Origin of the sequence: Oceanobacillus polygoni (assembly GCF_008304605.1) — a bacterium.
Taxonomy (GTDB): Bacteria; Bacillota; Bacilli; order Bacillales; family Amphibacillaceae; genus Oceanobacillus; species Oceanobacillus polygoni.
Window position 1 is genome coordinate 1 of sequence record NZ_PIJY01000018.1, and the last position, 23,775, is coordinate 23,775.

General features: G+C 36.3%; 22 protein-coding genes. 16 read left to right on the plus strand and 6 right to left on the minus strand.

From position 1 onward, the window contains the following. The 11 genes from F1560_RS06060 to F1560_RS06115 form a co-directional block, all read left to right on the plus strand. The coding region (locus F1560_RS06060) for an apurinic/apyrimidinic endonuclease family protein (RefSeq protein WP_149473746.1) at positions 1–872 on the plus strand (872 nt) is incomplete at its 5' end. A gap of 163 nt (positions 873–1,035) precedes the next feature. Next, on the plus strand, positions 1,036–2,460 hold the full coding sequence (locus tag F1560_RS06065) for an MFS transporter (protein ID WP_149473747.1): 1,425 nt from the start codon (positions 1,036–1,038) through the stop codon (positions 2,458–2,460). A 111-nt stretch (positions 2,461–2,571) separates the two neighbouring features. Next, entirely contained in the window at positions 2,572–3,621 is a 1,050-nt protein-coding gene (locus F1560_RS06070) for an aldose epimerase family protein (RefSeq protein ID WP_149473748.1), read from the plus strand. A gap of 139 nt (positions 3,622–3,760) precedes the next feature. Next, positions 3,761–5,011, plus strand: a complete 1,251-nt coding sequence (locus F1560_RS06075) for a serpin family protein (RefSeq protein ID WP_245347728.1) — start codon at positions 3,761–3,763, stop codon at positions 5,009–5,011. 428 nt (positions 5,012–5,439) lie between these two features. Then, positions 5,440–6,345 carry a hydroxymethylglutaryl-CoA lyase gene (locus F1560_RS06080; protein ID WP_149473749.1) on the plus strand — a complete coding sequence of 302 codons (906 nt, stop codon included), beginning with the start codon at positions 5,440–5,442 and terminating at the stop codon, positions 6,343–6,345. Positions 6,346–6,505: 160 nt separating this feature from the next. Continuing rightward, positions 6,506–7,039 (plus strand): helix-turn-helix domain-containing protein, encoded by a 534-nt coding sequence (locus F1560_RS06085; RefSeq protein WP_246811911.1) that lies wholly within the window; start codon positions 6,506–6,508, stop codon positions 7,037–7,039. 251 nt (positions 7,040–7,290) lie between these two features. Beyond that, positions 7,291–8,490: a D-alanyl-D-alanine carboxypeptidase family protein gene (locus F1560_RS06090; protein WP_149473750.1), complete on the plus strand. Its 1,200-nt coding sequence runs from the start codon at positions 7,291–7,293 to the stop codon at positions 8,488–8,490. 191 nt (positions 8,491–8,681) lie between these two features. Further along, positions 8,682–9,359, plus strand: coding sequence for a DUF3889 domain-containing protein (locus F1560_RS06095; protein ID WP_149473751.1), 678 nt, complete (start codon positions 8,682–8,684; stop codon positions 9,357–9,359). A gap of 564 nt (positions 9,360–9,923) precedes the next feature. Continuing rightward, a complete protein-coding gene (locus tag F1560_RS06105) occupies positions 9,924–10,346 on the plus strand; it encodes a VOC family protein (RefSeq protein WP_149473753.1) in 423 nt (140 codons plus the stop codon). 148 nt (positions 10,347–10,494) lie between these two features. Further along, a complete protein-coding gene (locus tag F1560_RS06110) occupies positions 10,495–12,033 on the plus strand; it encodes an AbgT family transporter (protein ID WP_149473754.1) in 1,539 nt (512 codons plus the stop codon). A gap of 18 nt (positions 12,034–12,051) precedes the next feature. Beyond that, on the plus strand, positions 12,052–12,465 hold the full coding sequence (locus F1560_RS06115; protein ID WP_149473755.1) for an OsmC family protein: 414 nt from the start codon (positions 12,052–12,054) through the stop codon (positions 12,463–12,465). A 41-nt stretch (positions 12,466–12,506) separates the two neighbouring features. On the opposite strand, the gene F1560_RS06120 is transcribed toward F1560_RS06115, so the two are convergent. The 4 genes from F1560_RS06120 to F1560_RS06135 all read right to left on the minus strand — a co-directional run bounded on the left by F1560_RS06120 (position 12,507) and on the right by F1560_RS06135 (position 16,984). After that, positions 12,507–14,069: a flotillin lipid rafts scaffold protein FloT gene (locus tag F1560_RS06120; protein ID WP_149473756.1), complete on the minus strand. Its 1,563-nt coding sequence runs from the start codon at positions 14,067–14,069 to the stop codon at positions 12,507–12,509. A gap of 147 nt (positions 14,070–14,216) precedes the next feature. After that, a complete protein-coding gene (locus tag F1560_RS06125; protein ID WP_149473757.1) occupies positions 14,217–14,762 on the minus strand; it encodes an NfeD family protein in 546 nt (181 codons plus the stop codon). A 355-nt stretch (positions 14,763–15,117) separates the two neighbouring features. Next, complete coding sequence (locus F1560_RS06130) at positions 15,118–16,071, minus strand: ABC transporter permease (protein WP_149473758.1); 954 nt, start codon at positions 16,069–16,071, stop codon at positions 15,118–15,120. Beyond that, a complete protein-coding gene (locus F1560_RS06135) occupies positions 16,064–16,984 on the minus strand; it encodes an ABC transporter ATP-binding protein (RefSeq protein ID WP_149473759.1) in 921 nt (306 codons plus the stop codon). Before F1560_RS06135 ends, F1560_RS06130 begins: the two co-directional genes overlap by 8 nt. Before the next feature lie 215 nt (positions 16,985–17,199). Here F1560_RS06135 and F1560_RS06140 point away from each other — a divergent pair, with 215 nt between their 5' ends. Beyond that, positions 17,200–18,219 (plus strand): serine hydrolase domain-containing protein, encoded by a 1,020-nt coding sequence (locus F1560_RS06140; RefSeq protein WP_149473760.1) that lies wholly within the window; start codon positions 17,200–17,202, stop codon positions 18,217–18,219. Positions 18,220–18,358: 139 nt separating this feature from the next. Here F1560_RS06140 and F1560_RS06145 read toward each other — a convergent pair whose 3' ends face one another. After that, entirely contained in the window at positions 18,359–19,225 is an 867-nt protein-coding gene (locus tag F1560_RS06145; protein ID WP_477529366.1) for a CsxC family protein, read from the minus strand. A gap of 74 nt (positions 19,226–19,299) precedes the next feature. After that, positions 19,300–20,151, minus strand: a complete 852-nt coding sequence (locus F1560_RS06150) for a BC_2427 family protein (RefSeq protein WP_149473761.1) — start codon at positions 20,149–20,151, stop codon at positions 19,300–19,302. 638 nt (positions 20,152–20,789) lie between these two features. Here F1560_RS06150 and F1560_RS06155 point away from each other — a divergent pair. The 4 genes from F1560_RS06155 to F1560_RS06170 all read left to right on the plus strand — a co-directional run bounded on the left by F1560_RS06155 (position 20,790) and on the right by F1560_RS06170 (position 23,757). Further along, on the plus strand, positions 20,790–21,332 hold the full coding sequence (locus F1560_RS06155) for a hypothetical protein (protein WP_149473762.1): 543 nt from the start codon (positions 20,790–20,792) through the stop codon (positions 21,330–21,332). A gap of 20 nt (positions 21,333–21,352) precedes the next feature. After that, positions 21,353–21,730 (plus strand): hypothetical protein, encoded by a 378-nt coding sequence (locus F1560_RS06160; protein ID WP_149473763.1) that lies wholly within the window; start codon positions 21,353–21,355, stop codon positions 21,728–21,730. A 269-nt stretch (positions 21,731–21,999) separates the two neighbouring features. After that, on the plus strand, positions 22,000–22,449 hold the full coding sequence (locus F1560_RS06165; RefSeq protein WP_149473764.1) for a hypothetical protein: 450 nt from the start codon (positions 22,000–22,002) through the stop codon (positions 22,447–22,449). 309 nt (positions 22,450–22,758) lie between these two features. Next, complete coding sequence (locus F1560_RS06170; RefSeq protein WP_149473765.1) at positions 22,759–23,757, plus strand: SDR family NAD(P)-dependent oxidoreductase; 999 nt, start codon at positions 22,759–22,761, stop codon at positions 23,755–23,757. Positions 23,758–23,775: the final 18 nt, after the last annotated feature.

Here is a 23,775-nt window from a genome sequence, read left to right on the forward strand (position 1 = left end):
CCGGTTCATCCAGTAACGCTGATGTTTTTGCCTATGCAGCAGCCAAAGTGAAAAAAGGATTGGAAGTAGGAAAAGAGCTCGGGGCAGAAAACTATGTGTTTTGGGGTGGTCGTGAAGGCTATGAAACACTTCTCAATACAGATATGAAATTGGAAATGGATAACTTAGGACGACTCTTCCATATGGCAAACGATTATGCAAAAGAGATCGGCTTTGACGCTCAATTCTTAATTGAACCAAAGCCAAAAGAGCCAACTTCTCATCAATATGATTTTGATGTAGCGAGCGGCTATGCCTTTTTACAACATTATGGGTTGGAAAATGTGTTCAAGTTTAATATTGAAGCAAACCATGCCACGTTAGCAGGTCATACATTTGAACATGAATTACATTATGCCCGAATCCATAATATGTTAGGGTCAGTCGATGCAAACCAAGGCCATCCATTACTGGGATGGGATACCGATGAATTCCCAACGGACCTTTACACCACAGTTTTAGCAATGTATGAAATCTTGAAAAATGGTGGACTAGGTCGTGGGGGATTGAACTTTGATGCGAAAGTACGCCGTGGTTCGTTTACCGCTGAAGATTTATTCCATGCTCATATTGCTGGAATGGACAGCTTTGCAGTAGGACTAAAAGTGGCGCAACGTTTAATTGATGATCGGGTACTTGAAACGATCACGGATGATCGCTATCAATCATACAAGGAAGGTATTGGACAAGACATTGTGGAAGGGAACACCAATCTTCAGAAACTAGAAGAACATGCATTAGGCTTAACAGAAATCAAGAATGAGTCTGGTAAACTAGAAAGAATTAAAGCTACGATTAACCAATACCTATTAACAACATTTGAAGGGTCGTAATACAACTGATAGGGGATTAGCCAGCTTTGTTGGATAATCCCCATCTATTTAAAAGAATAATGATTAATAAAACTAGCAAATGAAATATAATAAAGTTGTTGGCTACTATTTTGTAACCATTTTCAATGTTTTTGAAAGCGGTTTATAGACGGGTGGGTTTAAAATGGAAAACTTCAAACAGGATGTACAAGATATAGAAGAAGCAAGTTCTGGAAAGACACCAAAGCTTAAAATGATTGAAAAGCTAACGTTTGGATTAGGAGATTTTGGTGCTAACTTTAGTTGGACGTTTATAGCGTCTTTTATTACGATTTATATGACTGATACTGTAGGAATTAGTGCAGGGATTATAGGAACTATTATTTTAGTTTGTCGTATATTTGATGGGTTCAGCGATATATTTATGGGTACGGTTATCGATAATACCAATTCAAGATGGGGAAAAGCAAAGCCATGGGTTTTCATGACGGCTCCAGTGCTAGGACTATTAACCTTCATGTTATTTAATGTTCCAGGAGGATTTGGCGATACAGGGAAAATTACTTATGTGTTTGTCATCTACTTTTTAATCTCTGTTATTTTCTATACTGCAAATAATGTTGCTTATTCATCACTTACATCGTTTATGACCACTGATGAAAAAGATCGTGTTTCATTAGGAAGCATCCGATTTATTTTTGCAAATATTGCCGTACTGTCTATTAGTGCATTTACAACTGTTTTAGTTGGTGCGTTTGGTGATGGGCAACAGGGTTGGACTTGGACTGCAGCAATCTTTGCTGTGTTATGTGCAGTTCCATTAATGATTACCGGATGGTTTGTCAAGGAGCGAAATGTTGCTAAGAGGAAAAATAAAGAACAAAAGACTTCTTTTATACCTACACTAAAGGTTTTGTTTACCAATAAATACTTCATTTTAGCGATTGTTTTATATTTATTATGGTATTTAAGACAAACGGAAACAGGAGCAAGAATCTATTATGCTACCTACGTTTTTGACAATCCAAATGTAATGGGAATCTTGAGTACAGCATCTTTACTACCTTTAATTATCGGTCTATTTTTTGCTCCGCAAATTGTTGGAGCATATGGACTTAGAAAAAGTGTAAATGCTGGATTATTGGTTTCTGTATTTGGTACTGGTCTCATGATATTTTTCTCGGAAAATCTAACTGGTCTAGTAGTGGCAACTGTAATTAACGCATTAGGCCTAGTTCTATTACAGGCTGGATTAAGTGCTATCGTTGCAGATGTTGGTGATATTGTTTATTGGAAATCAGGAGTTCCGGTACAAGGGTCGGTATTTAGCTTAACAAGTGCTGGTATGAAAATTGGACAAGGCTTAACAGCTGCATTGGTAGGGTGGGCTCTTCAATTTGGTGGCTATGTTGCAAATGCTTCTGTTCAGCCTGAAGGTGCAATCTTTGCGATTAAAACAATGTTTATTTATTTTCCATTAGTGATGATTGTTTTAATGTTTATAACAGTGACTTTATTAAACTATGAGAAGTTCATGCCAAGAATTAGAGCGGATATTTCAAAGGGTCATGTTGGTAATGAACGAGATAAAACCATATTAAATGATTAAATTCATTAAAGGAGAGTGAATGTTTTAAAAGAGCTTACTATGCTTTTCGAAAACAATATGAAGTACTTTTATCCAAACAAACACTCCCTAAAATGAAGATCGGAGAAAAAGATGAAGCTAGATGTTAGCAATATCAATGTGAATAGAAATCAGGTGTGGAAACAATTCACATTGACCAATGACAATGGGATGACAGTAGAATTTATAAATTATGGTTGTATTATCACGAAGATTCGGGTCCCTGATAAAAATGGAATTTTTGAAAATGTTGTCCTTGGCTATGAAAATTATCTGGATTATGCAGCCGATTCAATGTTTTTGGGAGCTGTAATCGGCAGGGTTGCTGGAAGAATTAAAGGAGCTTCGTTTCAATTAGACGGAAAGACGTATAGGCTTGCTGCAAATAATGGAAATGCATGTCTCCATGGTGGGGCAATTGGATTACACCAAGTAATCTGGGAAGCAAAACCTTTTCATGATAATGATTGCATTGGTGTACATTTGTATTATCAAAGTGTTGATGGAGAAAGTGGATTTCCTGGTAATGTACGAATGCAAGTTACATACAGTTTAAATAACGCTAATCAATTTACGATTCATTATCATGCAGAAACGGATCAAAAGACACCACTCGCACTAACCAATCATTCATATTTTAACTTGAGTGGGAATCTCAAACAGACAATTCATAACCATTACGTTGTTTTAGATAGTAATCGTTTTGCTGAATTAGACGACACATTGCTGCCAACTGGAATGCTGCAACATGTTGAAGGGACGTCCTTCGATTTCCGAAAGGGACGCGAATTAGGACAAGGATTGAATAGTACGAACCGACAAAACCAAGTTGCAAATAATGGATATGATCATTACTTTATTTTTAATCATAAGTTAGATCACCAAGTTGTTATGAAGGATTTTGATTCTGGTCGTGTATTATCAATAAAGACCAATGAGCCTGGTGTTGTAATGTATACATCGAATACTTTACGGAATGGGCTTCAGTTTGAAGGAAGCATAGCAAAGCAATATCTTGGTGTCTGTTTTGAAACACAAACATCTCCTGCCTCATTGCATCATGAAAGATTTCCAAATGCTATTCTTCAAATGGGAGAAACATATGATAGAAAAACAATTTTTACATTTACTGTAGAAGATTAAAGTGACTTTCATATTTTACTCTGAACCCTTAACAAGCTCATTTTTTACACTCACCGTCTAAAAAAATAAATATTTTCGTCAAATATTCTGTAACATTTTCCATTTACAACAGACTAATTAGTAAAGGACGGTGAGTAGGATGAAAAAGATAGTTCTATACCCATTATTGTTATTCGGTATAATGGTGGCAGTTATTGGTTGTGGTACAACAAATGGTGTGGATATGTCCGGTGATGTAGAGTTTGGAGAAACGGATTATGAACAAATTGTTCCTCTTAACAACGAATTGGGATTTAACCTATTAGGAGAAGTAGAGCCAGATGGAGATGGAAATCTATTCGTTTCACCAACGAGTCTTTTCATGGCGTTATCCATGGTATACAATGGTGCGGAAGGTGAGACGAAAGAGGAAATTGCGGATGCCTTGCAGACGGAAGGAATTAATGCGGAAGCTCTAAATCAAGCAAATGCTTCCTTGATGTCGATGCTCCACAAGCATTCCGATCAAGTTGAGCTCAATATTGCAAATTCAATTTGGTTGAACGATGAATTCCAATTTCAGGATTTGTTTACAGAAAATAATAGCGATTATTTTAATGCTGAGATAGAAGAAATGGATGTAAACGCTGCAGAGAGCCTTGAGAAAATTAACAATTGGGTAAAGGAAGCAACGAATGATAAGATTGAGGATATCGTAGAAGCACCATTAGATCCGAATTTAGTTGCGGTTCTCATTAATGCGATCTACTTTAATGGGAATTGGACGTATGAATTTGATGAACAGCAAACTGAAAATCGACCGTTTCATTTGGCAGATGGTTCCACAAAAGATGTTCCGCTTATGTCATTAAAAGAGAATCTAGCTTATATGGAAAATGAAGAATTTCAAGCAATTTCTCTGCCTTATGGTGATGATGAGCCGATGAGCATGAACGTGTTTCTTCCAAAAGAAAACACAAGTCTATCAGATTTTCAAAATCAATTAACAAATGAAAACTGGGAAACATGGAAATCGGAATTTCAGAAAAAAGAAGGAACTATTCTACTGCCAAAATTTCAATTAGAATATGAAGCAATATTAAATGACACGTTGAGCCAACTTGGAATGGCTACTGCATTTGATGAGGAGAATGCTGATTTCTCGAAAATGATTGAAACGGATGATCCTCTCTGGATTAGTCAAGTAAAACAAAAAACATTTATTGATGTAAATGAACAAGGGACGGAAGCCGCTGCTGCAACTTCTGTTGAAATGGAAACAACATCTGCCCCAATTAATGAGCCGTTTCATATGGAAGTGAATCGACCATTCTTCATCGCTATTACAGATGATGAAACAGATGCCATTTTATTTATGGGGCTTATTTCCAACCCTAATGAGGGAGAGTGACCGGACTGAAAATAGACGATGATATTGAATACTTCATATCATAAAAGGCCATCGAAGTTTATAACTTTGATGGCCTTTTCAAATATAAAAATGAAACTAATGCAAAGTATTGTTGATAAATAAATGAAAGCTGTAGTCTAAACCGGATTGCAGCTTTTTCGTATACGTTTAAACAGATTCTTCAAATTGACATTTTTAGAATATTTATTATATACTATATTCAACAAAGTTGAATCAAAATAAACATTATTGAATATAATAGGAATAGGATCGGTTTTCTACATTAGTATATGCGTTGATGTTACGCGGTGTTAAAGAAGGGAATATATTTGTAAGCGTATTCAAACATTGGTTATATTCCCCTGTAAAAAAATAGTTTTTTCACGCTATATTAGAATTTGTTTCTTAGATTGAATGGAGGGGTTGAAATGAAACGTTTACCGAATTTCGTCCAATTAAAAGAAGTAGGACCACGTGATGGATTACAAAATGAAAAGAAATGGATTTCGACTGCTGACAAAATTGCATGGATTAATATGCTATCAGAGTCAGGTGTAAAAGAAATTGAATTCACTTCTTTTGTTAATCCGAAAATGATTCCTGCCCTATCCGATGCACGTGAAGTAGGGAAACAAATCAAGCGAGAACCGGGGGTACTGTACTCGGCACTTGTTCCAAATATGAAAGGGTTAGAATTTGCATTGGACGCAGGAATCGATGCTGCTTCTGTATTTATGTCGGCCAGTGAAACACATAACCAGAAGAACATTAATAAGACGATTGATGCTACGTATCCTGTATTAGATAAAGTCATTCGTGAAGCGAAACAAGCAGGAAAGCTGGTTACAGGCTATGTTTCTACCGTTTTTGATTGCCCGTATGAAGGGAAAATAAATCCTGATCAAGTATTACGTGTCTGTGAAAATTTATTTGCTTCTGGTGTAGATGATCTTTCGCTTGGTGATACGATTGGTACAGCGGTTCCTACCCAGGTAGAGCAGCTACTTGAAGTCTTGATGAAACATTATCCAAAAGAAAAGCTGATTTTACATTTTCACGATACGAGGGGGATGGCGATTGCAAACATCATGACAGCGATGCATTATGGGATCAATCGGTTTGATAGTACTGTTGGTGGATTAGGCGGCTGCCCATATGCACCAGGCGCGGCAGGGAACGTCGCTACAAATGATGTTCTATATCTTCTGCATGGATTGGGAATCGAAACAGGGATCGAGGAAAAGAAAATTCAGGATGCTGGTTTGTTTATCCAAAGTAAACTAGGGAAAATACTACCGAGCCGTTCATTAGCTTACTTTGCTAATGCACAGTAATCCTTACAGTACCGTCACACCAGCAATTTGATTTTGCTTGTGTGACGGTATTTCTTTTCTTGACTAGTTCTCGTGGCTATTCTATGATTAAAAAAATGTATACATATGATTTCAGGTGGAAGGACTGAGTTCGATCGATCTTCAGAACATAGGAAAAAAAGTGAAGCAAATACGATTACGAAATAAAAAAACCCAACAACAAATAGCTGATGAATGCGGAATTTCCAAAAGTCTTTTATCAAAAATTGAAAATGGACAAACAGCATCAGCAATTGCAACCTTATCCAAAATTAGCGATGCATTGGGCGTACAGCTTTCCTGGGTTTTGGATGATGAAACGGAACAGGATCTTGTACTGCAGAAAAAGTCTAACCGGCAATCTAAAGTTGGCGATGAGAACATGGGGTATTCTTATGAGCTTTTGGCAAACAGATCTAAATATAGTGGGGTTGAACCGACGATTGTACACGTCACCCCGAAGAATATAAACTTACGACAGGAAAAAACGTACACACATTCCCAGGATGAATTTATCTATATTCTGGAAGGAGCAATCTATTTGCTCTATGATGGCAAAAAGCATTTTATGGAAAAAGGGGACAGTGCGTATTTCCAAGGATCTAAGCCACATCTATTTGTTCCAGTAAGCGATGAAGAAGCCCAAGTATTAACATGCTTTATTGACCGCGTTTAACAAAATGGAATTCTGGCGTTAAGCCGTTCGCATAGCGAAATGTGTACGGGTTTTTTCTTTTTTCTAAAATTTGTGAACCATAACAAATAAATTAGCCCAATATTACGTGTTAATTACAATTTTAGAAATGTATTTACACACTTCTTCCATACGTTTAGTTTAGAATAAGACGTGATTTGTTTTTCTAAGCGTATCTTTCCGCAATGTGATAAACCAACAACTAGAAAAACAAATAATGGGGAAGTGTTCGTATGAGAAAAATAGCTTGGACGATTATGATAATTGTCATGATGAATGTAGTAATCGTTCCTACAGCATACGCTGATCCGGATGAAGGATCGTTGCAGTTAGAGAGTGATTCTGCAATCGTAATGGATGCATCGACAGGGGAAGTTTTATATGAAAAGCATGCGCAAGACCCAATGTATCCTGCTAGTTTAACAAAAATAGCTACAGCAATATATGCAATTGAAAACGGAACACTAGATGATATTGTAACAGTAAGTGGCAATGCTAGAAAGGTAGATGGTACGACTGTCTTTCTAGAAAAAGGAGAACAAGTAACGTTAAAGAAACTCATTCAGGGATTATTGATTAATTCTGGGAATGATGCTGGAGTTGCAATTGCAGAGCATTTAAGTGGTGATGTGAAGACATTCTCAAAAGATATGAATACATATCTAGCGGAAGTAATTGGAACGGAAGAGACAAACTTTGAAAACCCACATGGTTTATTTGATGAAAATCATGTCACAACAGCAGAGGACTTAGCAAAAATAACCCAGTATGCGATGAAAAATGATGTGTTTATGGATATCTTTAGTACAAAGGAATTGGATTGGAATGGAAAAACGTGGGATACAACGATACAAACACATCATAAATTAGTCAAAGAGGAAATTCCATACGAGGGAGTTACTGGTGGGAAAAATGGCTTTGTAGCTCAATCGGGATTTACATTAGCAACTACTGCGGAAAGAGATGAGTTAAAATTAATTACTGTCACCTTAAAGAGTGATGTTGTAGGAGATTCATATCATGATACAATCAAACTATTAGATTATGGATTTGAAAACTTTACGACATCAAGTATTCCAAAGGGCACCATTTTTACGGTTGGTGAGCAGGAATATGCCGCGCCTGAGGAACTCGTTTATACACATGCGCAGAAAGATAAGCTTGAAGAAAAAATGGAAGCAGATGGAATATTAAAATTGGTCAATAAAGACGGTGAGGCAGTCGATTCGTTTCAGTTAGATGAAGTAAACAAGGACGAGCCTGTAATAGCTTCCAAATCATCGACTAATCAATCAAACATAGCATCCATTATGGAAAGATTCCTTTCTAGTACCTATTTTTCCTTAGCCTTTTTAATTGGCGTGCTTACAATCTTTTATTTTCAAGTTCGCAAGTTAAGGCTAAAAAGGAATCGAGATAAGTATTTTTATTAATGTATGTTAGCTTAGAAAAAATAAATGAATCATACGGGGCGCCTGTCACAGGTCAACCTTCCTGATACATATGATATCAGGAAGGTTTTTTTAGTTTGCGAAAGTTTTACACTTTATAATACACCATAAAATCTGTCACTCAGAATATTTTGCAATACTATGTTTTATAATTACGATGGGAGGAAAGAAAGATGAATCCGAATTATCCTTACTGGCCGAATAGGGATTATTACGAACATAATCCTTATCAAACCATGCCATATGGACAGCAATCTACTTATGATTATGAGCATGCTTATCCTACAAACTCTAATCATTTTGATCGTCAGCAATCAGTAAGAGGTCAAGCTACATGGACAGACGGGGGACAAGTAACAAAGTGTGGGATGGCATGGTCAGATAATGCGTATATGACAGCTGCTGTTGGAGAAACTTCTCCATATACGTGTGGGCAAACGCTTAAAATTAGAAATATTTCTGCTCCATATGGAAGAGAAATTATTGTGAAGGTAGTCGATCAAGTTGCGGGTTATCCGGCGAATCGAATTAATTTACACCGTAGAGCATTTGAAGCACTAGGAGTTAACCCAAGTGTGGGAGTAATCAATATAGAAATAATCCCTTCCCCTGAATTAGAACAAGAGAAATGGGGGAAGTATCTATTAGAAGTTACTGAAGTAGCCTATCCAAATTATAATGTCACCGACTATAATGCAATTGGAAAAACAATGATCTCGTCTTCTTTGGTTAGAGAAACATTTGAATTTGTTTTACAATCATCTCAGGAAACGTTGAAAGTACAAGGGAATGTTGTTTATAACCCAACCACAGATCGGATTATTTCTTTTAATTTACAGGAAGTACAGTAGATAATTGGTCAATGAGCCTGTAGATGTGATGTGGTTCATTAAATGAAAAGCTTAAAAAATGGATTCAAGTTTAATCGGTTAAGTTTGATTGTAAATCTAAGGGTGATTTCATAGTATAAAACATCTTTAAAAAGCTAGCATTCTATTAAATCGATGAATGCTAGCTTCTAAATTTACCTTGTATGACACGGTTTAGCACAATGTATACACTCATCGATGCTTAAATGTGGGTACTCAGCTTCAGCTGCTTTAATAGCACTTTCAGAATTCAAATGATTTCCTAGTTCTTTAATGTTTGTGATCGGAAATTTATAGCAGCCTTCTTTGTGTACCTCATAATCACCATTACTTTGCACATTTAAATTTAATACATAGCGATACAATTATTTCCTTGTGAATTCGAAATAGTAAATAAGTTTCTATAGGAGAATTTGGAGTATAATAGATGCTTGGACTATTATTGAGGTATACTTGAATTAACAAGAAGATACAGCATGAGATTTAGGAAATAATTTAAGGGTAATAATAAAGTATAAAATCAAAATATGAAATGAGGTAGATGAAATGGGATTACAAATTAACCCGTATATTATGTTGGATGGTAGGGGAAAAGAAGCCGTTGATTTTTATAAACATGCCCTAGGAGCTAATGTGGTTGGTGTACATACGTATAGGGAAATGCCGGAAAGTCCAGAATTTCAACTCCCTGCTGAAGCAAAGGATCGCGTTATGCATGCTAAATTAACGTTAGGAAATACGGAATTAATGATTTCGGATATATTTCCAGGACAACCCTATCAGCTAGGCTCACAATTAACGATTGCTTTAATTCCAAGTACTGCTGACGAAGCGAAAGATGTGTATGAGAAGTTGCAAGAAGGTGGACAAATAATAATGGAGTTGCAGGAAACGGACTGGAGTCCAGCTTATGGACAAGTAACAGATAAATTTGGAATTACTTGGCAAATATCAACAGAAATGAAGTAAATATGAATTACGTCATCCCAAAACATGCTAGAAGGGGGATGACGTAATTTTTTGTATTACTCCTGTTCAGATTTCGAGGCATTATTCTAGAAATTACTTGTCACATCTGTATACTAGGTATGGAAGATTTTAAAGAAGGAGTTACAACATGAGTCAACAGAAAACATCGAAATCAATTCGAGTACTAAATTTTATTGAGGAAAAAGGGAACAAGCTACCACATCCCGTTACGATTTTTATTCTCTTTACCCTGATTGTTATCGCGTTATCTCACGTACTTTATGTGTTTGGGGTAAGTGTTAGCTTTGAAGGCGTGAATAATGAAACAGGGCAAATTGAAACGCTAAACGTGGGGGCGGTTAGTCTGCTCGTACCCGAAGGCATTGCTTATATGTTTTCTAGTGTTGTCACAAATTTTACTTCGTTTGTGGCATTAGGTCCTGTACTTGTTGCCATGCTTGGTGTAGGTGTTGCTGAGAAAAGTGGTTATATTAGTGCTGTTATGACAAATACAGTTACGAAAGCACCTAGGAAGCTTGTCACTCCAATCGTTGTATTTATGGGAGTTATGTCCAATGTAGCCGCTTCTGTAGGTTATGTCGTACTTGTACCACTAGGAGCAATTATATTTTTAGGATTCAAGCGCCATCCATTAGCAGGACTTTCTGCTGCATTTGCCGGCGTATCGGGTGGTTATTCTGCCAATTTACTGTTAGGTACGAATGATCCGCTACTAAGTGGGATTTCAACGGAAGGTGCACGGATACTAGATGCTAGTTATATCGTAAATGCAACAGATAATTGGTTCTTTATGGCTGCTTCTACATTTTTAATCGTTATTATCGGTACGGTTATTACAGATAAGATTATCGAACCGAAATTAGGGAAATATACGCCTAGTGAAGCTCTTGAAAATAAGAATGAAGTAACAAGTCTCGAGAAAAAGGGATTATTCTGGGCGAATATTTCTATCCTTATTACAGTGGTTGCGATTGCTGCGCTTGTCATTCCGGAAAATGGGCCATTACGTGGCGAAGGGGGAAGCATAATTGTTTCGCCATTCATGAGCAGTATTATTTTTCTGATGATGCTTATTTTTCTAGTCCCAGGTGTTGTTTATGGATTTGTTACAAAGTCGGTGAAAAACGATAAAGATGTAGCGAATTTAATGACAGGGTCTTTAGAGACGATGGCAGGATTTATTGTACTGATTTTCTTTGCGGCTCAGTTTGTAGCATTGTTTAATTACACAAACTTAGGAACGATTATTGCGGTAAAAGGTGCTGCATTTTTACAGGCGATTAATTTTGATGGGGGTCCACTACTCGTTGCATTGATTTTTATTACAGCGTTTATTAACTTGTTTATTGCTGCAGATTCAGCGAAATGGGCAATTATGGCTCCGGTGTTTGTCCCAATGTTTATGCAGATGGGAATTTCTCCTGAGGTTACACAAGTAGCCTATCGGGTAGGTGACTCATCAACAAATATCATATCTCCGCTTATGCCATTTTTCCCACTCGTTGTTGCATTTGCACAACGTTATGGCAAGCAAAATGGAGTAGGGACGGTAATTTCGCTCATGCTGCCATATTCAATAACGATTCTTATTTGTTGGACTATATTTTTTGTGATTTGGTATGTTTTAGGTATACCGGTTGGTCCAGGTACGAGTTTAACTTATTAAGAAAGGAAGTTTTAAATCATGAAAGTAACTACAACATGGACAGGTGGACGAGCGTTTGAATCAATTGGGGATTCTGGTTATGCCACCTATATGGATGCAACAGAAGCCTATGGTGGTTTAGGAAAAGGGGCGACACCAACGGAAATGTTGCTCGGCTCGTTAGCTGGGTGTATTGGCATCGACGTAACAATGATTTTAAGACCACACCTAGAAAAAATAACTAAAATAGAAATTATTACAGATGGAACACGTAAAGAAGAAGCTCCAAAGGGTTTTACAGCAATTGAAGTAACATTTATTGTCGATGGAGATATTGATAGCAAGAAGGTTTGGCGTGCAATTAACCTTGGTGAAGAAAAATATTGCTCTGTATCGGATTCATTAAAAGCGAAGATTGATTTTAAGCTAATTTTAAATGGAGAAGAGAGTTAATAAAGAAGGAACGGTCTGCAAAATAGACCGTTCCTTTCAATTTAATTCGAATGATCAGCTTCACTTGCAGCTAATTCATTCTCTTTTTTCTTTTCATAACGAATTCGATCAAAATCGATATCATCAGGTAAACTGTTCTTTCCTGTGATATTTTCTAGTAAATCTTTCACATCAATACCAGAAGAAGCCTTCAGTGATTCCTGTAAAGTTGACATCAAGTTTGTTGCATAGCCAGTAACCTTGTTCGCGCCACCGTCTGTACCGCTGCTTCCTGTATCAACAACTGTAATTTTATCGATGTTTGCAAGTGGGCTAGCAACTTCCTTCGCATACTCAGGAAGCATTTTCATAACCATGTCGAGTACTGCCGCTTGACCAAACTGTTCGAATGCTTCAGCGATCTTTTCTTTCGCTTCCGCTTCTGCAATACCTTTTAGGCGAATAATTTCTGCTTCTGCTTCCCCTTGTGCACGTTGAGAGTCAGCTTTTGCAAGACCATCGACACGGACTTGTTCTGCTTCTGCTTTTGCTAGTGATTCAATGCGATATTGATTCGCATCTGCCTCTGCAATTTGTCTAGCCTTTTCGGCAACAGCTGATTGCTCAACTGCATAACGATCAGCATCTGCCTTCTTCTTGACTTCGGAATCATATTGACGTTCACGACGTTGAATTTCTTTTTCTTCCAACTCAATTTGCTTTTGTCGCTCGATAATCTGGATTTGCATCTCTTGCTCGGTAACCTGCTGCTTGGCACGTGCTGTTTCATAGTCATAGGCTTGGTCAGCTCGGGCTTTTGCAATATCCTGCTCGCGACGGTACTCCGCTGTTTTTAGTTGATTCTCTTTTTCTGCTTCCGCGATTTCCGTTGCACGTTCTAATTCAGCTCGTTGTGCATCTTTGGCTGCTTCTGCACGTTTGATTCGTGTTTCTTTATCCGCTTCTGCAGTAGCAATATCAGCGTCACGTTTAACTTGCGCAATACGAGGTTTCCCTAGTGAATCAAGGTAACCATTTTTATCTTTTACATCTTTAATGGTAAAGGATACGATGTTCAATCCCATTTTTGCTAAATCCTGAGAAGCAACGCGCTGCACTTCCTGGGAAAATTTATCCCGGTTTTTGTAAATTTCTTCGACCGTCATCGAACCTAGAATGGAACGAAGGTGTCCTTCAAGAACTTCTTTAGCTTCATTCTCACGGTCTGCTCGTGATTTTCCTAAAAACTGTTCGGCAGCTGTTGCAATTTCGTTAATGGAGCCACCAATTTTAATAATTGCAGTTCCATCGGCCATTACGGGCACACCTTGCTCCGTATAGACTTCTGGAGTTGATACTTCCAGTTTACTAGATAGCAAGCTTAGTGGTTCAGCTTGTTGGAAAACTGGTAATACAAATGTACCACCACCGCGAATGATTTTAATTTTATTCCCAGCTTCATCTGTATGTACATTCTTACCACCTAAATAACTACCAGTTACAATGAGTGCTTCGTCGGGTCCTGCTGTGCGGTACTTTGTCATAAATACAGCAATAAGTGCAATTAATAAAAATACAACAATAGCAATTACGACCCAAATACCTACTGAAATACTTTCTAACATAATTTATCCTCCTTTAATAGTTAGCAGATAAGAAAGTATAAAACTTCTTTGTCTGCATAAGTGCAACTAAGGCATTCACCTAAATGCTTGGCGAATGCCAAGTTTGCTAAAATTTTATTAAAATACTTATCCAAATGGATGAGTAGATTAAACAGAATAATTGGCATCTAAATCTGTTTCATAAGGAACAACATAAAGAACACCGTTTTCTATTTCAATAACAAGTACTTGCTTACCAGCTTCAATTGGTTGATGCTCATAAGCGGCAGCAGGTTTTGAAATCATCCCGCTCTTACTATCGATAATGATCTCGCCAAATCCGTCCTCTGGAATTGGAATGATAATTTTGCCAACTCTTCCTTTTAAAGAATCCTCTGTATAACTGAGTGATTCTTCCGCTGAAGAAATTGGGATAAGGACAAATACATTAAGTAATGTAGTTAATAAGAAAGAAAGTACAATCGAGATTCCAATAATGAGCAGGCTGTTAAAGGATGTGAGCACTTCGAGAATATAGCCTGAAGCAGAAAAAAAAGTTGTAAAAGATAAAATAAGAACAGGATGAATAAAGCTTATAGCCTCTGTAATGACTTCTAGAATATCACCAAATAAGAGGTAAAGAATGGTTAATATTCCTGCTACAATTAACGTTATTAAATAAATCGTTTCGATCGGTGTATCAAAAAGCATCATATGCATCCATCCCTTACTTGTGATTGCCTTACTTTATATACGAAGAAGCAATAAAAAAGGTTTCGTAAAATCAGAAAAAAGTAAAAAAATCATGAAAAATTCGATATGTATGAAGTGAATAAGGAGTTAACAGGAAAAATCATACATATTAAATATATTCGAAACAATTCTTAATATCAATGATTTTTTGAATAAGGTTACAATTTATAATTGGAAAAGTTTGAGAGGGCGATGCGGATAGATGGATAACGAAATAGTAAGACATCAGTAGGGAGTGGGGGAGATGAGCCCAAAGAGGGCTTTGGTCATCATCCCACACATAAACACCCACTAAAAAGTTTAACAGTTAGAAAGATTAGTTCCCTGCGACATCTCGCTTGGTAAAGAAAATCCATGCTAGCAACATAAATACAATATAATAGATAAGAAGCATTGTGATGGAAAAGCCTAATGTCATGCCTTCAATCCATGGTGTATTCCCATCCGCATATTGACTTAAGTCTGTGTTCGCAAAAAGGATATATTTTGCCCATGAACGTTCAGCAAAAAAGAAGACAATCTGATTGCCGACGAACATAAGGAAAATCGCGAGTCCAATTGCGAGCGCACTATTACGGAAAACACTTGAAATCATGAATGCGAAGGTTGCCATCATGACTAAAATGATCATCTGGTAACCATATCCAGATATAATCTCACCAATTACAGACACGAATTCCAATCCGCCACTTTTTTCTAGGACCGTATATGGATTCATTCCTTCAACTCCAAAGAGAATGGCACCTACAATTCCAGAAAAAATTAAGACAAATATCAATGTAAATAAAGCGAATAGAAGTACGGATACATACTTGGAAATTAATATTTTGGTTCGTGAGATAGGTCGGATAAGAAGCAGTTTAATCGTACCCCATCTAAATTCATTTGCTACAATTCCCGCTGCTACAATGATCGTTAACAGACTAACAAGCGATAAGAGCATTTGGTTTTCCAAAATAAAATGCCATGCACCATAGCCTGAAGGTTGAATGTCGTTTTCTAAGTAGTAATTGTTTTCCTCGATTACCATCGAATTATAGCTTTCTAAATAAGATTCATCTTCCATTTCTTGCGTTAATCGTGCATTTTCTTCCTCTAGTTCTGTTCGCCACGTGTCTGCTTCATAACTTTTTTCAATATCCCCAACCGTATTATTTAAAATACCAACACCGATTATAATGACAGCTAGGAGAATATACATAATCCATGTTGATTTCACAACAAAGATTTTCGTTAGTTCATTCGAAATAAGCTTAAAAAAATTACTCAATCGTATTCTCTCCAATCAAATCAAAGAATTTATCTTCTAGTGATGCTTTTGTAATGCCAACTTGATAGACAGAAATATCATGCTTTACAAATGTTTTAATCAACGTAGGAATGTTTTCCTTTTCCAGCTGGAAGAGGAGCTTCGATCCCATTTCTGTTGCATCAATTTTATGATGATCTTTTAACAGTTCAATTGCCTTGTCACGTGGTGATACTTCCATTTCAACCTGCATTAAATTATCTGTTTCCACATTATCATGTACCTGTTGAATTGCTACAAGCTCACCATTTTGGATAATACCAATACGGTCACACATCAATTCAATTTCGGATAAAAGGTGACTAGAAATAATGACTGACACGTTTTTTTCTTCTGCTAATTTACGGATGTACCTGCGGATTTCTCGAATCCCAGCCGGATCAAGACCATTGGTTGGCTCATCCAAGATTAGGATGGACGGATTATGTAAAAGTGCCTGCGCAATTCCTAAGCGTTGGCGCATTCCTAAGGAATATCTACCTACTTTTTCTTTCATTGCCTTTTCCAGACCAACAATTGCAACGACTTCATTAATTCGTTCTTTCGTTATCCCTGGTATCATTCGAGCATAATGGGCTAAGTTTTGTGCGCCGGTCATAAATGGATACATTTCCGGGTTTTCAACAATCGCTCCAACCTCACGTACTGCTTCCTTGTAGTTGCTTTTGATACTATTCCCTTGGATAAGCACGTCACCATCGGTTAGCTTCATCAGTCCAACCATCATTCGAATGGTTGTCGTTTTACCCGCACCATTTGGACCGATAAAGCCAAATACCTCTCCTTTCTCAATGGTGAAGGAGAGACCCTTAATAATTTCCTTCTTGCCAATAGTCTTTCGTACATCAATTAATTCCATTGCTACTTCTGACATGAATTGATACCTCTTTTCTTCGTTCTTGATAGTTCGTACGTTGAACAGAGAATAGAAGTTTCATATTTTGGAAAAATTTATAGAAAAAATCAATGTAAATATGGTAATCTAATTTTTGGAGGCGATTGTATGAACTTTTATAAAATTTCATTTATTTAACCTCTTTGTTTAATCCTAGGCTTTTCGTCTAAAAAACAAAGAGAGGATTTTATTTTATGAAGGACGTATTGAAACATAAACTTTTGGAAGTACAAACAAAAAGCAATTATTCAGGAACCATTGTTGTCAATGATAATAATGGAATGAACATTGAGCTTAGTTCAGGTTATGCCAATCGATCAGATGAACTGGATAATCGCCAAAATACGAGGTATGGTATTGCATCGGGCTGCAAACTATTCACAGCCGTTGCAATTTGCCAACTCGTACAATCTGGTAAGTTAAGCTTTGAAGCAAAATTGAAAGATACAATCAATACAGTGTTTCCACTTTGGGATGATTCCATAACAATCCATCATTTGCTGACACATATATCCGGCATTCCGGATTACTTTGATGAGGAAGTGATGGATGATTTTGAAGCATTGTGGAAGGAGACACCGATGTATACATTACGGCACTTAGCCGATTTCTTGCCACTTTTTCAAAACAAACCTATGAAAATGAAACCAGGGGAAAGATTCCATTATAATAACGCTGGTTATATATTACTGGGACTTGTAGTTGAAAAAGTTAGTGGGAAGCAATTTACCGACTATGTGGAAGAACATATTTTTCAAAGAGCTGGCATGTTAGATTCCGGTTATTTTTCTTTTGATGCACTTCCTGCAAGAACTGCAATCGGTTATATGGTTGAGGTGAACGGTTCGTGGCGCACGAATCTGTATTCTTTACCAATTCGTGGAGGCTCAGATGGAGGAGCATTTATTACAGCGCCGGATATGAGTAAGTGCTGGCAGGCATTGCTTCATCATGAGTTGCTCAATGAAACATTAACGAAAAAGCTACTTACGCCATTTATGCATGAAGAAGGTAGTACGTATTATGGGTACGGGATATGGATAGAAAAAGATTTAGAAGGAATTATAAAGTATCACGTCATGGGCTATGACCCAGGTGTTAATTTTCACTCGGCGTATTATCCGAAAAATGAAACTACATTTGTCGCTTGTTCAAATGTTTCTTCTGGAGCGTATAAGGTGATGAAGGTATTTGAAGAGGTTATTCATATCTGAATTACTACTAAAAGATTTTAAAATAATAGGTTTTTGTTTCATTTATAAACATAAAAACAAGTTGAGCTATAATAAGCTCAACTTGTTTTCATCAATAATTAAAAGACTTATCTATTATTCTTTTTGTGTTAAATAATTACTAGCATTTGTCATCACTTGCAGCAGCTCCACCACCATTTATAGTAAGTGGAATTTGTTGAACTTGTAACACTTTTAAAGTAAGGTCTGTAACGATTTTTTCACGTAATTTGCTAAAGCTATTGTTATAAGAGTGTTTGCCTTTGTGCGAGTCAGATGAATGCGGAGAAAAGTCAAGCTCAAAGAATTCCGCGCTAATAAGTTCACAGTATGGCTGTTCATTGTAAATGACGCTATTTTGGAAGTAGTATTTATCTAAACGAGGAGATTCTCCATGTTTAGGGTCGAGAAATTGTGCTCTTCTTTGATCTCCAAAACCGAAAATTGGGAAATTCATAAGATCACCAGTTAAATCAGCAAAACCAGAAAACGGAACCTTCGCAGTTAACGTACGTAGTGCGCTATTACAGCCTGCAGGTGCGTACTCGATGTTTTTACGAATATATCCTTCTACGAATAACTTAGCCCCTTCAGAAGTGAAGAATCCTGAGTCATTTATTTCTGTAAATGGACCAACAGGAACAAGTTTACATTGTGTTAAGAAAACATCTTTTAGTACTCTTTTAATTTCACATGCTGGCGGATCAAGCGGTATGTCAGCTTCTACTACGACTTGAAGGGTTGTCTCAGCTAAAACTAACGGTACTTTAATAAACGCATCAGTTAAATCTGGGTTAACGACGGGAGTAGAGGGAGTATCTGGAAGTTGAACCTCTGTACGAGATTTTACTTCGCAATTTACTTTACTAGGGCTAGTATCTTGCTTTACATTATTTTTCGTAATATAACTATGACCAAAGCCTACCATAATAAAAATTCCTCCTATTTTTGTTGTTAAAAGTCTATTACCTTTACAATAATAAGATATTCGATTAGTAAAATTATGATTAGACTAATAATAGGAGGCAAGCGTGGATTTTTATTAGTTGAACTTTCATTATTTTAAATTCTATGGGAATTTTCAAATTGAACTAATTGCAACAATTGGATTTTTAAATGTACCATTATTTTTTGATCTACTCGATAATAAACATTTTTTAACCATTCTCGTGGTGATAACTTTTGCCAGTTAATAGCAGGGAGATATTCTATAGATTCTTGAATAAATCCTTCAACAAATAATATACCATTTGAAGCTGTCCGTATCACTTGATCTGAAGAATGATTGAAATTGGTGGGTAATAATTTACAATTTGTCAATACAACCTCTGTTGAAGCGTCCAAAATCTTGACGATCCCTTTATCCACCAGCGTGTCTTCCTCCAATACGATATCAATATCATATTCCCCAAGTACGACTGGAATAAGAAACTTTGCAAAAGGAAATGTATTACTAAGAATGTCGTGCCCTTCTAGTAATTTTGAGTTTTGTTTAAAAGGTTTCGTTATTTCTTGCTGGAAGTTGTTATTTTTCTTAGATACTTTAGAAGACTCTTTGTTTAAATTCATCATTGCATCTACGTTAGAAAAAACCAACCTGCCATATGGTTGCTCATGATAATAATTAGAAGTATTGAGTTGAAATGTCTTAAAGTCAGAGCTCATACCAGTTTGATCTTTGAAGTTAAGTGAACGCTCGGCTGTATGAACGAAAATTGGCTGTTGAAGGAAATCGTCAACTTTTATATAAGTAGAAAATGGAATTTTAATATGTTGAACTTGGTTACCAGTCGATGTATTAGATCCTGTTAACATCGTGTTTTTGTTGGCGTCCTTATGATTAGATATCTCTATTGCCTTCGTATTTTTTGGAGCAGAGCGAGACGTAACCTTATAATTATTATTAAATTTCATTTGAATTTCACCCCTCGAACAATATTACTTACTATTTATTTATGCAGATAACCATTTTTCGTCCCTGATTGCACGAATTTGCGCTCGTCCAAAATGGGTAGAGATGAAGAACGTGTAGAAGTAGAAACTGCGTATGATATGCAAAGTGCCGTTTATTAGGATTTAGCCAACAATGTTCTACAAACTTGTTTAAAGTGTATATTCAAGAATGAGATGGAAAGGACCGGGGGCGGCTAAGTTCGAAGCGAAGATGTATTGAGTACCGAGCGTCCAAAGGATGTTCTGACTTCTACGTGGCCTACTGGATGTGGGCGTTCTTAATAGAATTTCCTCTTTCTCCAATGTTTCATTCTCACCCGAATTTTTGAGTACCTTCTTAAAAGGAAGAACAAATATCTTTCGCCGTTATACTAGAGAATATCCCCCCACAACAAAGTGAAAAATTGAACTAGACTCATAGCTCGATTTCGTGTGTTTTGGAAGAGTGGAAGTAGAAAGAGAATATATTGACATCGGTAAGCGATACGCTTCAGGTAAGTTGACTATTCAAAGATAATATTTTCCTAGTTTGCAGCATATGTTTAAAGAAAGAAATCATTTTCTACTTTATTGATTGATATAAAAGGGAGGATTTCGTTATGGCTTCTAACTCAGATTTAAAAACCAGGCTGGCACAATTGGAAACGGAATTAGGACAAACCCAGAATTACATAAAAGAAAAGTTAAATAATCTAAATAACACAAGCTTTGAAGGTGCAGCATTCTGTTATTTTAATCAAACAGTAGTATTGGATTATGAACAGTACTCAACCCACCAAGTTACTGGAGATTTTCATGTGAATAATTTGTCATCTACCCCTTTGGCATCACCGAGAATACTTCTTAAAATCACTACAGAAGAGGAGTTTAAGTTTACAGGAAAATATAAGTCGTCCAACCAAAGTCAGCAAATGTATAATTTTGAATGGGAGCGAATTGAAATGGGGAATTTTGATCAAGTTACCCATTACTTTTTAAAGCCTATCGAAGCAGATGAAATTCTCCCTACCGAGCAATTAACATTCCAGGATTTCCAAATAATCATTCCGTTCGGTTCAACTATCCGTGTCGATGGCTTTGTTTATTTTGAAGGAAAGCAAGAAGGTATTGCTGCGATTAATTCAATTAATATTGCAGGTTAAAAGAAGGGAGAGAAGTGTAAATGAATCATAAAATAAAAGAATTATTAGAGCACTCAGTTATAAAAATGCTTGAAGAAGATCTAGAAAATAGCCCCTCGGTAATATCTAGTGTAGACGGTAAAACAATCGTTACTATGAAACAGAACAGTACGGTTTCTCTCTTGCTTTATCTTCATTTAATCAATATGGATAGTATGCAAACCAATAGTAAAGAGACTGGGAACATGGGGGACAATGCATATGAACCAAAATCAGTGAGCGAAACGATGCCTGAAGTAGGGATTAAAGATATAAATAATGAAGAAACAGAGGAAGTGTTACAGATAATTCATGATTTACAACAAAAGAATAATAATTTTCATCAAGAAATACGTGAATATTTTACGGATAAAACATAATAATGACGATTATTTGCTGCCCATAAGGTCGCTGACCATAAATGGAGCAGCTTTTTCTTTGTGCTGCTAAATTTTTATTTTATGGCTTTAACATTGTAGTAACACCAATCTCCTATATCTTGCATATTCTTAAGATTTTGGCACGGCGAATTGTACGATTCAAAAATATATTATTCATAAAAGTAATACAAAAGTAGACGTTTACACAGACAAATAAATTATAGTCGCGTAACTATGTAAAGAGGATGCAAAAGGGTGGGTGAGAGCAGTTGAAAAATAATCGTGTCCTGCATTTAGAAAGAACTTCTTCTGGCGGATTTCGAGAAGTAAAAAAACAAGTCGTTCGTAATGAAGGATTGAAAGTGCAACAGGAGGACAGTAACAGCTTTCCAGAATTATTGGATAAATTGAAAGGAATTATGAAAACCTTAAATACCTCAGAAGTAAAGTTAGTTGGAAATATGGCTAAAGATTATATCAAACAGTTTTTCCAAAATGATTCAGTAAATCAGGAGGAACAATATACGGAAGAGAAGGATGAACATAAAGCAGAGCAAGAAATAGAATCAAAGGATGCTATTTTGGTAATGTTGCATCATGCTTTAGATGACCCTGCGGTGCAAGAACAGATTTGGCGAAGTACAAAGGAATTAGTAAATGATAAAGAAAGGTTTAATCAGTTGCTAATCAGTATGGCTGACACACTTCAAAAGAAATGAAATAAGAAAAGGAATTAAGTTCATCTCCTCGATAAAAACTGATCGACTTTGTTAGATATGAAAAATGAGGAGCTATTTCATAATAAAAAAGTGCCTCCACTTCATAACTGAATACAATTTTCCAACGAAGCTATGTTGATCAGCTTCTTTTTTTATGTCTACGATGTATCTGACTATTTATTAGAAAATAACCATTAATAGGTTAGCGTCTTTAACTCATCGTTCATATCTGAATATATATATTATCACTGTACGAGTATTATTTAACAAAATATCATAGGCTTCCAAGTTATGAAGGAGAGGTTTTAGGTGTATTTTAATAAGAAAAAAATATTAGTAATTGGGGGAACTGGAACGATAGGTAAAAGTATCGTCCAATCTATCATGAAAGAAAATCCAAGATTTATAAAAATATTTAGCAGAGATGAATTTAAGCAACATCAACTTCAATATGAGCTCGGCAATAATGAAAAAATACGTTTTGTAATTGGAGATATTCGTGATTATGATAGTTTGTTTGCTGCAATGCATGATATTGATTATGTATTACATTTAGCTGCGATGAAGCATGTTGATTTTTGCGAATTAAATCCATATGAAGCTATAAAAACAAATGTGCATGGAACGAATAATGTAATTAAAGCAGCGATTTCACAAAATGTAAAAAAAGTAGTATTTACTAGTTCGGATAAAGCTATTTCTCCTACTAATACGTATGGTGCGACAAAACTTATTGCAGAACGATTAATTTCTTCTACTGAATATAGTAAAAGCGGGAAACAAACCGTATTCGCAAGTGTTCGATTTGGTAATGTTATGGGATCAAGAGGTTCTGTAATACCTCTGTTTAAAGAACGAATTCTTAAAGACAAGAAAATCACAGTTACTGATAAAAACATGACACGTTTTATGATGTCATTGAATCAGGCCACGCAGTTGACAATAAAGGCTCTGAAAGAAGCGAAGGGTGGAGAGGTTTTTGTATTAAAAATGCCTGTTATTAAACTAGGTGATTTAGCGGATATTTTAATAGAAGAAACATGTAAAAAACACGCAATGAAAAGTAATGATATTAATATTGAAGTGATGGGATTACGACCAGGTGAAAAAATGTTTGAAGAATTGATGACCTACGATGAATCTAGGGAGGCTTGGGAATTAAAGGATATGTATATCATTACAGGAACCCAGGAGGTAAGATACAACAATGCGACAAAGTGCAATCATGGGACATACAGTTCTATGGATCAAGCACCATTAAATGTTAATGAGTTACGTAAACTGCTAAAGGATGAGGAACTAATTTAAAGACAAGTAAAGGAGGTT

Excerpts from the sequence above, each read along its gene's own strand:
- F1560_RS06160 (WP_149473763.1), top strand. The coding sequence starts at position 21,353 with ATGAATCATAAAATAAAAGAATTATTAGAGCACTCAGTTATAAAAATG.
- F1560_RS06125 (WP_149473757.1), bottom strand. The coding sequence starts at position 14,762 with ATGATGCTTTTTGATACACCGATCGAAACGATTTATTTAATAACGTTA.
- F1560_RS06140 (WP_149473760.1), top strand. The coding sequence starts at position 17,200 with ATGAAGGACGTATTGAAACATAAACTTTTGGAAGTACAAACAAAAAGC.
- F1560_RS06080 (WP_149473749.1), top strand. The coding sequence starts at position 5,440 with ATGAAACGTTTACCGAATTTCGTCCAATTAAAAGAAGTAGGACCACGT.
- F1560_RS06155 (WP_149473762.1), top strand. The coding sequence starts at position 20,790 with ATGGCTTCTAACTCAGATTTAAAAACCAGGCTGGCACAATTGGAAACG.
- F1560_RS06065 (WP_149473747.1), top strand. The coding sequence starts at position 1,036 with ATGGAAAACTTCAAACAGGATGTACAAGATATAGAAGAAGCAAGTTCT.
- F1560_RS06090 (WP_149473750.1), top strand. The coding sequence starts at position 7,291 with ATGAGAAAAATAGCTTGGACGATTATGATAATTGTCATGATGAATGTA.
- F1560_RS06105 (WP_149473753.1), top strand. The coding sequence starts at position 9,924 with ATGGGATTACAAATTAACCCGTATATTATGTTGGATGGTAGGGGAAAA.
- F1560_RS06135 (WP_149473759.1), bottom strand. The coding sequence starts at position 16,984 with ATGTCAGAAGTAGCAATGGAATTAATTGATGTACGAAAGACTATTGGC.
- F1560_RS06115 (WP_149473755.1), top strand. The coding sequence starts at position 12,052 with ATGAAAGTAACTACAACATGGACAGGTGGACGAGCGTTTGAATCAATT.
- F1560_RS06110 (WP_149473754.1), top strand. The coding sequence starts at position 10,495 with ATGAGTCAACAGAAAACATCGAAATCAATTCGAGTACTAAATTTTATT.
- F1560_RS06075 (WP_245347728.1), top strand. The coding sequence starts at position 3,761 with ATGAAAAAGATAGTTCTATACCCATTATTGTTATTCGGTATAATGGTG.
- F1560_RS06120 (WP_149473756.1), bottom strand. The coding sequence starts at position 14,069 with ATGTTAGAAAGTATTTCAGTAGGTATTTGGGTCGTAATTGCTATTGTT.
- F1560_RS06070 (WP_149473748.1), top strand. The coding sequence starts at position 2,572 with ATGAAGCTAGATGTTAGCAATATCAATGTGAATAGAAATCAGGTGTGG.
- F1560_RS06150 (WP_149473761.1), bottom strand. The coding sequence starts at position 20,151 with ATGAAATTTAATAATAATTATAAGGTTACGTCTCGCTCTGCTCCAAAA.
- F1560_RS06095 (WP_149473751.1), top strand. The coding sequence starts at position 8,682 with ATGAATCCGAATTATCCTTACTGGCCGAATAGGGATTATTACGAACAT.